15 protein-coding genes are annotated in these 13,569 nt (G+C 40.3%); 5 read left to right on the forward strand and 10 right to left on the reverse strand.

Annotated features, from left to right (window positions below; translation table 11 throughout):
- Nucleotides 1-216 precede the first annotated feature (216 nt).
- Nucleotides 217-1,284, reverse strand: a complete 1,068-nt coding sequence (locus EIZ39_RS25710; RefSeq protein WP_129204360.1) for a tetratricopeptide repeat protein — start codon at nt 1,282-1,284, stop codon at nt 217-219.
- A 564-nt stretch (nt 1,285-1,848) separates the two neighbouring features.
- Here EIZ39_RS25710 and EIZ39_RS25720 point away from each other — a divergent pair.
- The 5 genes from EIZ39_RS25720 (at nt 1,849) to EIZ39_RS25740 (ending at nt 3,719) form a co-directional block, all read left to right on the forward strand.
- The gene (locus EIZ39_RS25720) at nt 1,849-2,076 is read left to right on the forward strand and encodes a DUF1659 domain-containing protein (protein WP_129204364.1); all 228 of its coding nucleotides are present in this window, start codon (nt 1,849-1,851) and stop codon (nt 2,074-2,076) included.
- A gap of 63 nt (nt 2,077-2,139) precedes the next feature.
- Nucleotides 2,140-2,364, forward strand: coding sequence for a DUF2922 domain-containing protein (locus tag EIZ39_RS25725; RefSeq protein WP_129204366.1), 225 nt, complete (start codon nt 2,140-2,142; stop codon nt 2,362-2,364).
- A 110-nt stretch (nt 2,365-2,474) separates the two neighbouring features.
- Nucleotides 2,475-2,633: a YvrJ family protein gene (locus EIZ39_RS25730; protein WP_129204368.1), complete on the forward strand. Its 159-nt coding sequence runs from the start codon at nt 2,475-2,477 to the stop codon at nt 2,631-2,633.
- A 432-nt stretch (nt 2,634-3,065) separates the two neighbouring features.
- On the forward strand, nt 3,066-3,260 hold the full coding sequence (locus EIZ39_RS25735; protein WP_129204370.1) for a type II toxin-antitoxin system HicA family toxin: 195 nt from the start codon (nt 3,066-3,068) through the stop codon (nt 3,258-3,260).
- A 48-nt stretch (nt 3,261-3,308) separates the two neighbouring features.
- Nucleotides 3,309-3,719, forward strand: coding sequence for a type II toxin-antitoxin system HicB family antitoxin (locus tag EIZ39_RS25740; RefSeq protein ID WP_129204372.1), 411 nt, complete (start codon nt 3,309-3,311; stop codon nt 3,717-3,719).
- 119 nt (nt 3,720-3,838) lie between these two features.
- Here EIZ39_RS25740 and EIZ39_RS25745 read toward each other — a convergent pair whose 3' ends face one another.
- The 9 genes from EIZ39_RS25745 to EIZ39_RS25790 all read right to left on the reverse strand — a co-directional run bounded on the left by EIZ39_RS25745 (nt 3,839) and on the right by EIZ39_RS25790 (nt 13,269).
- Nucleotides 3,839-4,165, reverse strand: a complete 327-nt coding sequence (locus tag EIZ39_RS25745) for a hypothetical protein (protein ID WP_164985349.1) — start codon at nt 4,163-4,165, stop codon at nt 3,839-3,841.
- Nucleotides 4,166-4,359: 194 nt separating this feature from the next.
- Entirely contained in the window at nt 4,360-4,758 is a 399-nt protein-coding gene (locus EIZ39_RS25755) for a hypothetical protein (RefSeq protein WP_129204378.1), read from the reverse strand.
- A gap of 395 nt (nt 4,759-5,153) precedes the next feature.
- Nucleotides 5,154-7,571 carry a restriction endonuclease-like protein gene (locus EIZ39_RS25760; RefSeq protein ID WP_129204380.1) on the reverse strand — a complete coding sequence of 806 codons (2,418 nt, stop codon included), beginning with the start codon at nt 7,569-7,571 and terminating at the stop codon, nt 5,154-5,156.
- Nucleotides 7,543-10,242 carry an MrcB family domain-containing protein gene (locus EIZ39_RS25765; protein ID WP_240675951.1) on the reverse strand — a complete coding sequence of 900 codons (2,700 nt, stop codon included), beginning with the start codon at nt 10,240-10,242 and terminating at the stop codon, nt 7,543-7,545. The genes EIZ39_RS25760 and EIZ39_RS25765 overlap by 29 nt, the downstream gene beginning before the upstream one ends.
- 77 nt (nt 10,243-10,319) lie before the next feature.
- Nucleotides 10,320-10,487 carry a topoisomerase DNA-binding C4 zinc finger domain-containing protein gene (locus EIZ39_RS25770; RefSeq protein WP_240675952.1) on the reverse strand — a complete coding sequence of 56 codons (168 nt, stop codon included), beginning with the start codon at nt 10,485-10,487 and terminating at the stop codon, nt 10,320-10,322.
- A 220-nt stretch (nt 10,488-10,707) separates the two neighbouring features.
- A complete protein-coding gene (locus EIZ39_RS25775; RefSeq protein WP_164985350.1) occupies nt 10,708-11,106 on the reverse strand; it encodes a nuclease-related domain-containing protein in 399 nt (132 codons plus the stop codon).
- Between the two features lie 130 nt (nt 11,107-11,236).
- Nucleotides 11,237-11,623, reverse strand: coding sequence for a DUF6979 family protein (locus EIZ39_RS25780; RefSeq protein WP_129204384.1), 387 nt, complete (start codon nt 11,621-11,623; stop codon nt 11,237-11,239).
- An 86-nt stretch (nt 11,624-11,709) separates the two neighbouring features.
- The gene (locus EIZ39_RS25785; RefSeq protein ID WP_240675953.1) at nt 11,710-11,931 is read right to left on the reverse strand and encodes a hypothetical protein; all 222 of its coding nucleotides are present in this window, start codon (nt 11,929-11,931) and stop codon (nt 11,710-11,712) included.
- 549 nt (nt 11,932-12,480) lie between these two features.
- A complete protein-coding gene (locus EIZ39_RS25790) occupies nt 12,481-13,269 on the reverse strand; it encodes a hypothetical protein (RefSeq protein WP_164985351.1) in 789 nt (262 codons plus the stop codon).
- Between the last annotated feature and the right edge of the window lie 300 nt (nt 13,270-13,569).

Raw genomic sequence — 13,569 nt, forward strand, 5'->3', positions numbered from 1 at the left:
TTGGGGTCAGTCCCTTACCTGAGGGGGTATCGCCGAAGCGAGCAGTATGCTTTCTATTTTTACATCTAGCTGGGGAACTCCTACACTTTGATTCTCCACAATCACAGCCACATTAGCTTCTTCTTTGGTAGTTACTATCAGTAAAGCACTTTCGTGCTTTACCTTATAATTGGGGTCAGTCCCTTACCTCAGGGGGTATCTTTATCTCATCGATAATTATTTCCGTTTCTTTTTCTTCTTTTTTATGGGCGTAGATCGCACTGGCCTCAGATGCTTGTCTAACGTCCGAAGTCTAAAGGGGATTTCTTTCCTTCTTTCCCCCATGTACATTTCAGCAATCGGAAAAAAGGATTCGAGTTGATTAGGGACTACGTCCCACTCTATCCATGCTTCTTCCTCTTGGATGTCTTCAATAACCTCTCCACACCTTGCCGCTTTGAGTTCCTCCCCAGTCGGTATAAGCTGAATCGTTCCTTCCGATTTCGTATGAATACTGAACAGATAGTCCAACGCACAGGCAAGCATCTTCCTTAAATCTATGGCATCCATGGCTTTATAGCTGCTTCCATAGCATAGGGTAAGTCGAAAATGATAAGCTGCCCATTCATATTCATGGACCTGTTCAAGAATTTGCCCTAATGAAAAGTGGGATTCCACCTGAGCAGGATCTAAACGGATCGATTGTTCAAATGCAGCTGTTGCCAATTCAGGTCTTCCACCCTTATTATATAGATTCCCTAGCTTATTCCAGAGAAGGCTGTCCTCGTGTAGTGCAATTTTCTTTAGCAGGTATTCTTCAGAATCCGTTGCAAACCGGTGCCTGCTGCCGTCAAAAAGGCCCAACGGCCCAAAATGAAGACGGGGATTCTCCATATTCACCGAACGCATAAGAAGCATGGAAGTCATCTCTATCAAAAAGTCGGATGAGTACGTCCAATCTCCTGCCGAGTGGCAATGCTTGCAGCGGAAATAACCGGTTGTCTGGATATACGCATCCAAGTTCTCCATGATACTAGAACCATGTTTTTTCGCATCTTTATAGTACCTATCGATATCAAAAGCAATCATGCCAATATCATATTTTCCCTTTTTTCCGCAAGGATTGCACTTTAATAACTGGATATTTCCAGTTGTTAAAGGCTTTATGTGATCCAATTTTTCTAATACCTTTCCGATATATTGACCGGGAAGCGAAGAAACAAGATCTGGACCATGCTCCAGTGGAACTTCCTTTGTTAAAGCCATAATCAATGAAGGACTACTTTCTGCTGTCACGGTTTTCAAAATTCATTTTCCCCTTACTATTATTCTATGAATACGAAATTACCCACCTTATTCTATCATGAACTATTTAAGAACGGCACCCCGAAAGTGATACTCAAATATACCGAAACTCCTTATCTTTGCCTTAATCAGCCTAATTTTTATCCTAGTGCTAAATCGTTTATCGTGAATCATATGAATCAATTGCTTAACAGTGAGGTTGATTAAGCCGTTTCGAAGATTTAAGGATACTCTTTCATGAACTGGATCTTTGGGATCAGTGAAATCAGTTTGAGCGGCAAAAAGCGGAAGAAGAAATAAATGTTCGCCAACGGCAAAGCGCTCGGCACTTTACCTTGTAAAGGGGTCAGTCCCTTACCTGAGGGGGTATACCCCGAAGTCGGCAAGTGGCAGAAGCTTTGGGGTATACCGTCCAGTGGGACGAGATAGATCTAAAAGTCAACCTCACGGGATCTCCCACTCCATAGATTTTGTACTCAAATATTAATAAATATATATAATAATTGTTTACAAATTGAATGGAAGATGATAGAATAAAAGTATCAAAGAGAGGAGGTGAACAACATGCTAACAACTAAAGACGTCAAAGAAATTAAGCTCATTTTCGCAGCAGGAATGGACGAACAGGGCAAGACGATTCGCAAGAGCCGCATCTACAAGAACGTAAATGCCGCGAATGCTACCCTGGAGAACGTCCACGCGTTTGGACAAGCCATCGCGGCTCTTTCCCAGTGGCCTCTAGACCAAGTCATCTTGACTAACTCACAAGAGATCATCGAAGTCATCGCTTAATCCCTTTCACGATTCCCCAGACTGACCCTCGCTTTGATCCTCTAACGAAAGGAGGTGCCCCACATGCCTCGTGAACTTAACGAATCCGTGATTTCCCTTTACTTCAACAAGATGGACGGCAAGACGCTAAAGCTTGATGTCCCTGCTCCAAAAGCAGACTTAACCTCTGCTTCGGTCAAAACCCAAATGGACGCTGTCGTTGCGATCGGTCAATTGTTCGACATCGCATCGATTAAGGATGCTGGAATCACTCAACGCACTGTATCCGACTTTGCTGTAGAAGAATAATACAAATGAAGCCCTAAGGCCTTAAAAAGCCCCTAAAGGGGACTACAATTGCTTCTGAGCAAGGTGTAACTCGACGTAGTTCAGAAGCGGCAGATGAAGGAGGGAAACCCATGGAACAGTTGGACCTGATCCCGCTGATCGGCAATCTGGGTTTCCCCATCTTTGTTTCCTGGTACCTCTTAACTAGGGTTGAAAGTAAGATGGAAGCCTTGACCTCCTCGATCGCGGATATGACCCAGGCGATTCATGGTTGGCAGAAGGAGACTTAGTTGGTGGAGACCCTAACTGAATAAACAAATAGAACCCTATCTAACACTTAAGGCTGGATAGGGTTTTTAGCTTGTAAGACCAAGTTTGGACAAATACTAAAATGTATCTACTTTCCCTACTTTTATTGCGTTAAAATGAATGTACAAAAACCGGAGGTGATCCATTATGCTTTGATAGAACCTGTATATTCCAGACACACTTACATTCTAACGTACTAAAACTCTTTGATGAACCGCTTGACTACCTCGCTTTCACATCCATTATCATGCACTTCCCTAAACACTCTTCTTATCATTTTTCTCTTCAGCATACATATTTGCTCACTTTACCCAATCTAGCGAATAATTCTCTCTAACTACAATCTTGATTATTTATTCTCAACACGTGTAATTATACGTGTTTATTAGTATAATATAAGAAGGAGCGGGCAAATGAAGGCATATTCTTCACGTGAACTTATGAAGCTAGTTGAAGCAAACGGTTGGGAGCTAGTTCGGGTAAAAGGTGAACACTACCAGTTCAAACACCCAACGAAGCCTGGACTATTGACGATCCCTCATCCCAAAAAGGACTTTCCCCTTAGAACACAGAGAAGTATCTTAAAACAAGCTGGAATTGAGGAATAGATTTTTTTCAAGAACGTGAATTTATAGTAACACTGGAGGGTTGTTTATATGAAGGATCGATATATTTTTCCCGCATTATTGGATTATGCCGAGGATGGAATCTCTGTAGAGTTTCCAGATCTGCCAGGATGCCTGACCTGCGGAGACTCCGAAGAAGAAGCACTAAGGAAGGCTAAGGAAGCAATGGCTCTGCACCTATACGGTATGGAGCAGGAAGGCGAGCTGATCCCAGAACCTTCAAAAGTCAAATCCATTGCAGCAGAAAGAAATCAAGCCGTATTACTCGTAGAAGCATGGATGCCTCCGTTTCGTCATGACATGGAAAATAAAGCCGTAAAGAAAACATTGACCATTCCAAAGTGGCTTGATGATTTAGCCCAAGAAAACAACGTAAATTTTTCCCATTTACTGCAGGATGCTTTGAAGAAGTATCTTGGAGTGAAGGATAAATCTTCGTAGGGTAACGCATGTTGATCGTTAACGGTAAAGTGCTCGTGCTTTACCTTGTATAAATAACGAAACTCTTTAACACTATTCACTTTAGTCTAGTGAGGGACAGTCCCTTACCTGAGGGGGTATCACCGAAGCGGGCATTGGCTAGCTTTTAATTCTACAGCTAGCTTAAGGAATTCATCTTGGTTAATCTCCTTATATTCATCTTGCTTTATCTCTATCCCCGCTGCGTAACAAGTCTCTTTACAAAGCTCTTGAACTATTCCTATATTACCAAAAGATATACCCTTTATCTTCTCAACAATGTTATCCGAGAAACCAATATTTAGTTCTCTATTACCTTTTAATATTACTTTTTCAAAATCATCATAATTCCACGGCTCTACCGGTATCTCCACAATTCTATCGACTAGGTCTCCGTTAAATTGGATTAATCTATTTTTTCTTTCCAAATACCCAGAATTATGAACCTGTGACCATTCTCTTGGAATAACCTAAGATCGAAAGCTAATTCCTTTTGAACCTCTTCATTTAGATAATGAAAGTTTTCAAGAATAACAAACCTTGTAAAATCACTTCCCTTTAGTATTTCACTAATATCTTGAGCAATTTCAAGATTAAATTCAATTGTTTTTAAAACCATCTTTTATTCAGTCTTTCCGCCAATGTCTCCTTTTACCTCTGTATTGGCTTGACCAAATAGAGGAATAATCGCTTTAAACCCTGTTTTCACTGAAACAACCCCATTGGTACCTTTTACTTCTTCTTTAGAGCTTTCTATAGTAATCCCAATCTGTCTAAGTAAAGAGCTATAAATATCTTTCGTAGTCATTCTTGGAGTACAACCAATTGTTATTGCGTTTTCTTTTGCAATATGTTTTTGAACAAGAGCAGATTTACCTTGTTTAGAAGAACCATATACAACAATATGTTTATCACTTGCTGCTGCTCTATTGAATTCGACGTCAACCTCTTCTCGCTCAACATAACTTAAGACCATATCTTTACTCACACCAAAAACTTGGTTTACATATATGGTAGTCATTTTTCCTTTCCCCTATCAGCAATCATTTGTCCTTAGAAAGACATATAAAAGTAAAGAATTTATATATCGCTCTTCGCTATCTAGTATGGGTACACCAGTTTTGAAAAGTAATTTGCTAGGCGGCTTGACATGGAGCCTCTGCCGGCATGATTCCTTATGAACGCAGACAGCTATTGGCTTCATCAGGCAGACCAGCCTATCATGCCCGCCAAGCCTTAAAAACTAGCTACCCACAGCGAATAGCGAGGAGGCATAATTATTTAAGTTTATCTTAACATATAAATCTAATATTTATCCAAATATTACATATAAAATTATACACTTTTATTATTGCAAGTTTCACTTGACAAGTATTTAAAGTGAAAAAACCCACCTTCTATATAAACCCATTTATCCTAATCGTATACTCTAACCCCCACCACCCTCTCCGCCAAATCCACTTCCTCCCGATCCAACTCCACCTTCACCTTCCCCATCCTTCTCTTCTCGCGCCACTCTACCAAATCTTCTTCCGTCTCTAACCTTAACTCCGCAATCTCCTTAGCTCGGTCCAGCATATATTTAGATGTTAGTAGGAAAGTATATACACCATATCCCCCTAATTCAATCGGCTCTCTTCTCTTTTCCCACTTACTAATTGTGAATCGAACATAGAGCTCAGCCTCTGTCCCTCTTCTTGCTGCCCGCTCCTGAATTTCACCCCGAGGAACCACATTCCATTTCTCTATTTTCCCCACCCAGTGAATACCGGAATTCCGTTCACCAAATATACGTCTCGATTGACACAATCCAATAAATTCGAGATTGCTTAGCATATGCTGCTTGTCCATTAGATTCTTTAGAGGCATATAATAGATTTGATTGTCTAGACAGATACCAAGTTGTTCCTTAACCCTCAATGACCCAATCAACACATTCTTGCCACTCAATTTATCCTGATAGTACTCCTTCGTTCCACGAGGTCTCGTCGCCCTCTCATAGGCTTTTTCGGGACTATCTAGGATCAGCTCATCAAGGAACTTTTCCATTAGCCTAGTTGAGTTGGGAAGGAAGGGTAACGCTCCGATGTTTACCTTCTTTATACTCTTATAGAAATGATGCTCCTCAAATTTTTCTTCATTAGGATAAGGAAACAACACATACGCACCAAACATACTTCTCTCATACTCCCCGGAACGGCCTTCCTGATAGACGATAGCATCTCGGTAGCGATGCATGGTGTTAATGTCATCTTCCTCTGGGCCCGGTGACTGATATCGTTCAAAGTATGGCGTCCCTTGGTAAGCAGGGTTTAACCGATACTTGGCATCAAAGACATATTTATAAATCACATCTGAATCTTGCTTTTTCAGTGTGAGTACATTGTCCGGCCTCTGAGGAAGCGTAGGAAAGTCTCGACTATCCTCAGACGGCAGTGCATTATAAAACAAGGTAAAGGTTTCTCCATTATGAGGATTACGGTAGGTGACGCTTGCTTTTTTCGATTTATCTAAGGTGATAAATAGACCTTGACGATGAACTCGAATGATGTCCTGTTTTACCAGCTCATATTTCTCCTTAAGTAGACTATGAATCTTAAGGAAGCACCAATATTCATACAATTGAGCGATGTCTTTCATAGACAGTCGGAATAGGTCCCCTTGTATGGACAACCCTTTCATCAAGATCAAATAACTACGATAAATGTCTCGATAGCCTGGTGCCATTTGTAATACGAGGGTAACAGACATTTGCTTCATCTCTCCTGAACTGGAAAGAAAGTCAAACCGTAATAATCTTCGAATCTGTCCTCGCATTTGTTCGATTTTCTTGTGCAAAAAGGGATCTTGAGTTCGCTGCTTATCATTTAGCCGCAGTTGGATTTGCTTGAGCTTGACGTCTATTCTTTCAAGCACCCATCGTACAAAACGGTTCTCGTGGGTATCAAAGTCTATCCGTCTTTTCCTCTCGATCAACTTGGTTGGAGTATATCCTTGTCCGTTTAGATGTACTAACCCATGCTGTTGATTGGGAACAAGTACATGGGGCTTTTTGGCCAAAGCTGCCACATTCTCTTTTCCCGCTCGTTTTACACGATCCGCACCGACCCATCTTTTTTCAGAAGTTAATTGATGATGGGGTGCTGCTTGAAGTCTTTCTACTGATTGTACCAATTGATCAAAGAGCTGCTTTAAGATAGCGAGAAACTCTGTTAAGCTTTGATTCCTAGTTTCCTTCAGACCGGTCAGTTGATAGGTTTTTCGGAGAAAGTCAAAGGATAAGTTATAGATCTGTTCGTTTACATCTTGCAGGATCAATTGATAGTCCTTCTTATAATCCATCTTGGATGGAAATATCTCTAATCGGATTTCAAGGGCACGTTGACCTTCAACAAGGATGATGAGCTCGGTATATCCGACTTCATTTTGAAAGTTTAAGACTCCCGTGATCAGGTCCTTTCCTAAAGGTTTGATCGCTTGGCGAAGCAGGACATTGTCATGGTGGAAGTCAATGATCTTCACACTCTTTCGTTGGATAACAAGCTGATAGGATTGATTTTCGTAAAAGCAAGGCAGAATTCTCTCTCTGCCAAGCTCCACTAATTGATGATGAACAGGGGAAAACAGCTGGATCCTTTCTAGTTCAATGGGATAGCCAACCTTTACTACTTCGCAAGTGGCTTCCACCCATTCCTGCGTTTCATCTCGATGAAGCTGTAAGGACTCCACGGTTGGATGAAATGGCTTCCCTTGAACGTATAGATCAAATAGATTCGTCTCAATCCGAAGAAGCTCGGTATCCTGTTTAAGATAGCCAGAATGAAGTGAATCCATCTTCCTCATACCTCCGAAGCATATAGGCGATTTTTCGGGCACTTTGCGGATACGGAGCATCCGTCTTCACAGTGAGTAATTCGGATGCATCACTCATCATTTCCTCGATGTTGCTTCGTTGGCCGGTTGCCAGCTGCATGAACTCAATCAACACCCTCTTCACTGAGGAGCTACTCCCTTGAATACGGGGAAGTATTTTTTGCAGCCATTGCAGGTCAAAGGCCTCTTTTTCGCTCATTAATCCAAATCGTTCATTATAGACCATATAAAAACAGATCGAATCACGTACCCGAAACCCTACGTGGGCATGGATCTTCTCCAGAATGTTATTCATTTTTACGAGTCTTTCTGTGGTACCCTTGATGAGTTCTGGATAACTTGTATAGGCATCTTCCAGCGTGAGATAATCTCGCATAAGAAAAGAATTTACCACTCGCATCGGTCTTTGTTCATTCGTTTCTCTAGCATCATCAGGAAACGAATTGAGATTTATATAGTTAAATTCAATTGCTTGGGCTCGGTCCAATACTTTCTTACTAAATGGATGCGTGGTTTCGTCCATATTAACCGTCCCAACTAGATAGACATTATCAGGGATATAAATACTGCCCAGGTTCTCTTCACCTGATAGAAGGGTATCTGTGATGATCCTTCTTCCCTCCCATCTCTCCGTTTCCATGACACTTAAAAAATCACTAAAATAATGTTCGACCCGAGCCAGGTTCATCTCGTCCAAACAGACAAAGTAGATTTGATTTTTATTCTGGGGCTGTAGTGCCTCTAACAAGACTTGAGTTAACCTTCCCTCTCGAAAATGGCCTGATAAATCACGATAACCAAGCAGATCCGTAGGATCGCTCCAGTCTGGTCGAACAGGAATAAGCTCCATTTTGGCACCCATGGCTTCGGCAAAGAGTTTTACCAGCTTTGTTTTCCCGGTTCCTGAGATTCCTGCTAAAATCACAAAGGGCTTCGTCTTGAGGGATAGGTAAAAGTTTTCTATCATGTTATCAGGATAGTAGAATCCTCTTTGGAGAATAAAGGTTTTAATTTTGGACAACTGTTCATTAACGTTTATCGGATGTTCCATGGCTTTATCCTCTTCATAAATATAGGTATAAGCATTTTCTACTTTTTCTATATAACCCATCTCTTGAAGCCAATTTAACATAAATTTGGCCCGATTCGTTTGCGTGACGTCTCCCCACTCCTCTTCCAGTTCCATAGCAGGAATGAACTCAGCTTGAAATATATCTAGGGTAAAACGCTGAAGCTTCCTCGTGATGTTAGCTGCCAAGAGAATTACTCGTCTGAGATTACTGGACTCTTCGTTGGAGGTTTGGATTTGGTTTTGCAGTATACTCTTTTGATTGTTTGTTAGATTCCAAACGTCTGAACCATTAAAGTAAGAATAGTATTGAAGTCCTAATTCGGTTAACAAATAAGAAGACTTTTCAATTCGAATGAGTCCAAGTTCCTCCATGGCTCTTCCGATATGCTGGATCCGTTGTTTTGGATGCTTAACATCATCACCCTTCTTAAGAATAAGAGATTGCTGGGTAACTAGTTCATCCATATCAATTGTCCTAGGCGATTGACTGCCCAAATAGTGAAGTATGCCCTGAATATAGTGAAGGTAAGCCATCGTATATCTAAAGCTTACGGGTTGAACCTTCTCCTTGTTTTTACTGCTCTCTACATAAAGTCGATAGTTCTCCACCAATTCCTTTAAATCAGAAATGAGTCGAGCTTCCTCGGGCATGTGGTCAAGGGTGTAACATTTGTAAGCAACAGTAGATACTTGGTAATCACGTCCGATACCGCTTGAAGTCAATTGGATGTTGTCATCTTTTTGAAACGACTCTAGGGGGAGTAAGCCTCTCATCTCTCGGACTTTTTGTTCTAGGTATTCGTAGCCTTCTTTTTTCCCTTTATCCTTAAGCGGAACCGTCACGCCTTGAGCCAAAGTTAGATAGACGGAACTCATATCTTCTGAGAAAAGATAGACTATATATTCCCCAGCCTGTGTTGTTTCTGTAATCTGCTTGTCCATTATCGCGATCCAGGGAATATTAGCCCAGTTTCCTTGGCCTACGGACCCTTGAACCTTATAGTTCTGATCAATAAAAGATAAGGATTGTAGATCCTGCGGAATTTGCTGCCTTACCCTTACACCTAAAGGATGCTCCTTGAACGCTTCTCTCTTGGCCTGTAAATAATGAGATAGGATATAGCTTAAATGATCTCTTAAAGAGAAAGATTTTACGTCACCAAAATAGCCGTCGATCTCATCTAAAGCATATTGTTTGAGCTCCTTTCGAACACTCATACTGAGTTCTTCCAATACATCCGGCCGAAATCCGACCCAGCTTTTTTGAGAATCCGTGATCAGTATCGAAGATAAGGCTTGAATAGGAGTCTGGAGAAGCGAAATCACTTTAGAAGTCGACATCTCTTTCCAACTGCTTGCCAGATTTTTAGGTGCTTCATCTATAGGAAGGCCTTGGTTTTCTCTGTCCAAATAAAAAGAAACAAACCGATCGGCTATCCGTTGAAGAGGAATTTGGGTCTCGGAAGTCCACATTTCTTCAAGTATGGAGAGGATGAGGACCATCTTGTATGATTTTTGCCGATTCTTAAATATGCCTGCTAGTGAAAGTGGTAAAGCCATGCTGTTCCTCCTATGGTAGGAAAATGTTACTAATAGTATAACAAAAGCCTGACAGGAATTGTCAGGCTAAGTTATTACTATTTCCTTTTATAAGACTCTATCCCTACTACTTTTCGTTCTTTTGCTATGTAGTGGCACTTCGTGTAGCGGCACTTCGGATAATTAGAACACCCATAGAAACTACCATGTTTTCCCGTTCTTTCTAATAACTCTCCCTCACATCGAGGACATATGAGTTCAGCCACCTTTAACGTTTTCTCCTTCAGACTCTGGTGAATAGAAGTAACATGTCCTTTCTCGATTTTCTATCGGTTTGATTTGCGCTTAAAATTATCTGATGAATCGATTGAATATCCTGTTGGTTCAAAGTCACATGCCTATACTTTAGAATAGTAGAAACGAGTTGTGAAGTATAAATTACATCGGTGTTTGACTCTACCTTAAGCGTTGCTTGATTACCAAACACTATGATCGAATGATAAGAGGCAGTAGTTCGGAGAAAAGATCTTGTAGAGCTTTAATCTGACCTTTATTTTGCCACACGGGGTTAAAAAGCTTTTCTTTTCTTTTATAAATTGTCTGTGTCCAGTACTGTTGTTGATCCTTCCCGAAGATCCATCCCTGATAATTCTTGGTTTCGATCACAAATATACCATAGAGCGACAGAACAATATGGTCGATTTGACTAGTCTTCCCTTCAGCCGTTGGGATCATGATATCATTTATGGTAATGTACTGGTTCGGATCAAGGCTATTAAGCTTCCTTTGAACTTTTTTCTCTCCAATGTAACCTTTCACTTTTGGACTTCGGAGTATAAAGCTAATTATGACTAGTGAAAACAAAATGGTAAAATACAGAGACATTATACTGTGTTCCTCTCTTTTAGTTACTATTAGTATAAGAAATATCTTACATTTTTTGTAAGTCCAAACAGCAATATGATGTCTTAATAAACAAATGATAGGGTTCATCTTTCGTGTTAATAATTTCTACCTACCAAGTGTTTATGTAGCCTTCTTTCCATAGTGATATCACCACATCCAATTGATGGTTTTGAGATATCCCACTTTCATTTGTCACCAGATTCCATAGTTTCTTCTTGTCATTTATTAAATCCATATTCATTTTTAGAAGTTCAACAGCCATGACGGCATAATGTTTATTCTTTAGAGAATGAGAATATTTGCCCTGCTCAACTCCCTTTATAAGTCCCTCCTCACACAGTCCCAGAAAGGCACCTCTAGGGCACCCTTTTTGCTGCCTCGACGTCCCTTCGCCAAATAGTTCTATAGTAGCTCGGTTCCAAGCTTCCCTCGGTGTATATTGATTGCTATGTAGATACTGAACGGCTCTTCCAGCTGCTTTTCCATAACTCCCCATGTTCATCCTCCATAATTAACTGTTCCCCAAAATAATCTTTCGAGCAGCCGAACTATATCGAAAGAGGTTTTAAAAAATCCTTTCCATTACACCATCGGATCGTAATCAATCTTAATCCCCTTCTTCCTCGTACTGAAATCTAGTGAAGAATCATAGTGTTTTCCCGGATTTCTCTCTTCGTTAAGAATCATTTGTGAAATGGAAGATATAGCTAGATCCAGGGTTTTTCCCCTATGCTTAGAGAACAGTCTTTTTCTTTCGTCCATCAATACTCGTAAAATGATTTTCTTTTCACTTAGAGATAGCACTTATGTACTCTCCTTTCTTTTAACGTCTTCTAAAGGCTCGTCTTTCTGCATAGGTGACGCACAATTGACAAATTATGATCTTCCTGCCTTGATCGTTATAGTATTTTCTAGCTGAAGAGGCTGACTTACTGCATAGTGCACACTTCTTTTTAAAAATATTTAAAAACCGCAAAAACATAGCTGTTCCTCCGATGGCTTAAAGCAATTAGACTAAAATTGGAAAAACCTTCTCAACTCAAGAGAAGGCACAAAAATATCAAACAAAACTAACTAGGTATATTTTACCATGTAGTCAATTAGTCGTATACCTGAATTTTAAGATGTACATTTTTGCTAGAAGGCGGCTAGCTACTCCCCTTCCTCTCAAAATGCTCATGCAACCTATACTCACAGATCTCCTTCGCCCACTGGAACCATAGCAAATCATGGTTCCACCTCCAATTGGTTAAGTATGATCTTAGGTTGTTTATATATCTTTCATCGTCTAGGAGCTGCGTAGTTAGATGTTACAGACCGCTCGCCTGCTCCTTCTATTCGTAAGGGCATACCTTATTTCAGATAATGATAGGTAATACCTGCCTCTGTTTTTTCCCATTGAATCCCTACATTATCAAAGACTTTTGTTAATTCAACCATCTGCTCTTGTCCCAAGATTTGCACTTGGTTATAAATGACCCTAAATTGGCTATCACTTTGTTTGTCTTTGTTTTGTACAGCGGTTATGGCATATACATGGGATTCGCTCATACTTTTATATTTCTGTACAACGACTTCATAAAAAGATTGCATTTCTTGGGGGAACGGAGTTTGCATGACATGAGTAAGAATTTGATTAATAACGGCTTGATTTTCTCTGGTTTTCTGAAGATACTCAGCCTGCTGTTTACTATCCACCCAGGCATCCGAATAGGAAGATAGAGCATAATCGAAATGGGCTTGAATTTCCTGATCTTTTTGACGAATAAACTGGAGATAGTCAATGACTTCTTGCTGCTTGGGATGGATCACGACTGCGGGAATTGCTCTTTGTGCTTGACTTAACGCAGGGGATTCCACGACAAGCTTCGCTACATTATCTGCCAAAGCACTCCACAGCTCTCGATCTATCCAAGTATACGCACAATAGAGGATAAATCCAATCATGAAAATACGAACAAATTTTCCTCGGTTCTTCACCCTTTTTTTCTCCACTCTGCGTTGGGGCGAGGTATAATATTCAATGAAATCTCCCTGCACATAAGAATAGATAGTTTCTTTGTTGGTTTTTTCCTGTTCCTTGGTGATCTTATCTACTTCTTTTCTAAAATTACGTTGAGTTCGATTCAGCAAGAACACCATTCCTTTCTCTTTCTATTATAAAATCTCCCACAGTAAAAAAGGCCTATTCAAGACGAATAAGCTTATACCTCTTCTGTATGTTGGCAACTAGCTTCATAGTTGAATATCATTAGGTCCTGTGGCTTTACTTATCCACCTTAAGTTTGGCTCTTCTTAGATTAAATTACATATCTATACAAATTATAACATTATTTTCTATTAGTGGTGGTATTTTTACAAAATTTGTTGTTTTTTAGGGGTAGTGAGTTGGAAGAGTGTTTACCCAGCCCTATTTTACATTTCTCTCTCTCCAATGTATAA

It is taken from the genome of Ammoniphilus sp. CFH 90114 (assembly GCF_004123195.1).
Taxonomy (GTDB): domain Bacteria; phylum Bacillota; class Bacilli; order Aneurinibacillales; family RAOX-1; genus YIM-78166.

What these genes read in the sequence shown, in the direction of transcription:
- EIZ39_RS25730 (WP_129204368.1), top strand. Translation starts at nt 2,475, where the DNA reads ATGGAACAGTTGGACCTGATCCCGCTGATCGGCAATCTGGGTTTCCCC.
- EIZ39_RS25790 (WP_164985351.1), bottom strand. Translation starts at nt 13,269, where the DNA reads ATGGTGTTCTTGCTGAATCGAACTCAACGTAATTTTAGAAAAGAAGTA.
- EIZ39_RS25735 (WP_129204370.1), top strand. Translation starts at nt 3,066, where the DNA reads ATGAAGGCATATTCTTCACGTGAACTTATGAAGCTAGTTGAAGCAAAC.
- EIZ39_RS25755 (WP_129204378.1), bottom strand. Translation starts at nt 4,758, where the DNA reads ATGACTACCATATATGTAAACCAAGTTTTTGGTGTGAGTAAAGATATG.
- EIZ39_RS25780 (WP_129204384.1), bottom strand. Translation starts at nt 11,623, where the DNA reads ATGGGGAGTTATGGAAAAGCAGCTGGAAGAGCCGTTCAGTATCTACAT.
- EIZ39_RS25725 (WP_129204366.1), top strand. Translation starts at nt 2,140, where the DNA reads ATGCCTCGTGAACTTAACGAATCCGTGATTTCCCTTTACTTCAACAAG.
- EIZ39_RS25720 (WP_129204364.1), top strand. Translation starts at nt 1,849, where the DNA reads ATGCTAACAACTAAAGACGTCAAAGAAATTAAGCTCATTTTCGCAGCA.
- EIZ39_RS25760 (WP_129204380.1), bottom strand. Translation starts at nt 7,571, where the DNA reads ATGGATTCACTTCATTCTGGCTATCTTAAACAGGATACCGAGCTTCTT.
- EIZ39_RS25765 (WP_240675951.1), bottom strand. Translation starts at nt 10,242, where the DNA reads ATGGCTTTACCACTTTCACTAGCAGGCATATTTAAGAATCGGCAAAAA.
- EIZ39_RS25775 (WP_164985350.1), bottom strand. Translation starts at nt 11,106, where the DNA reads ATGTCTCTGTATTTTACCATTTTGTTTTCACTAGTCATAATTAGCTTT.
- EIZ39_RS25740 (WP_129204372.1), top strand. Translation starts at nt 3,309, where the DNA reads ATGAAGGATCGATATATTTTTCCCGCATTATTGGATTATGCCGAGGAT.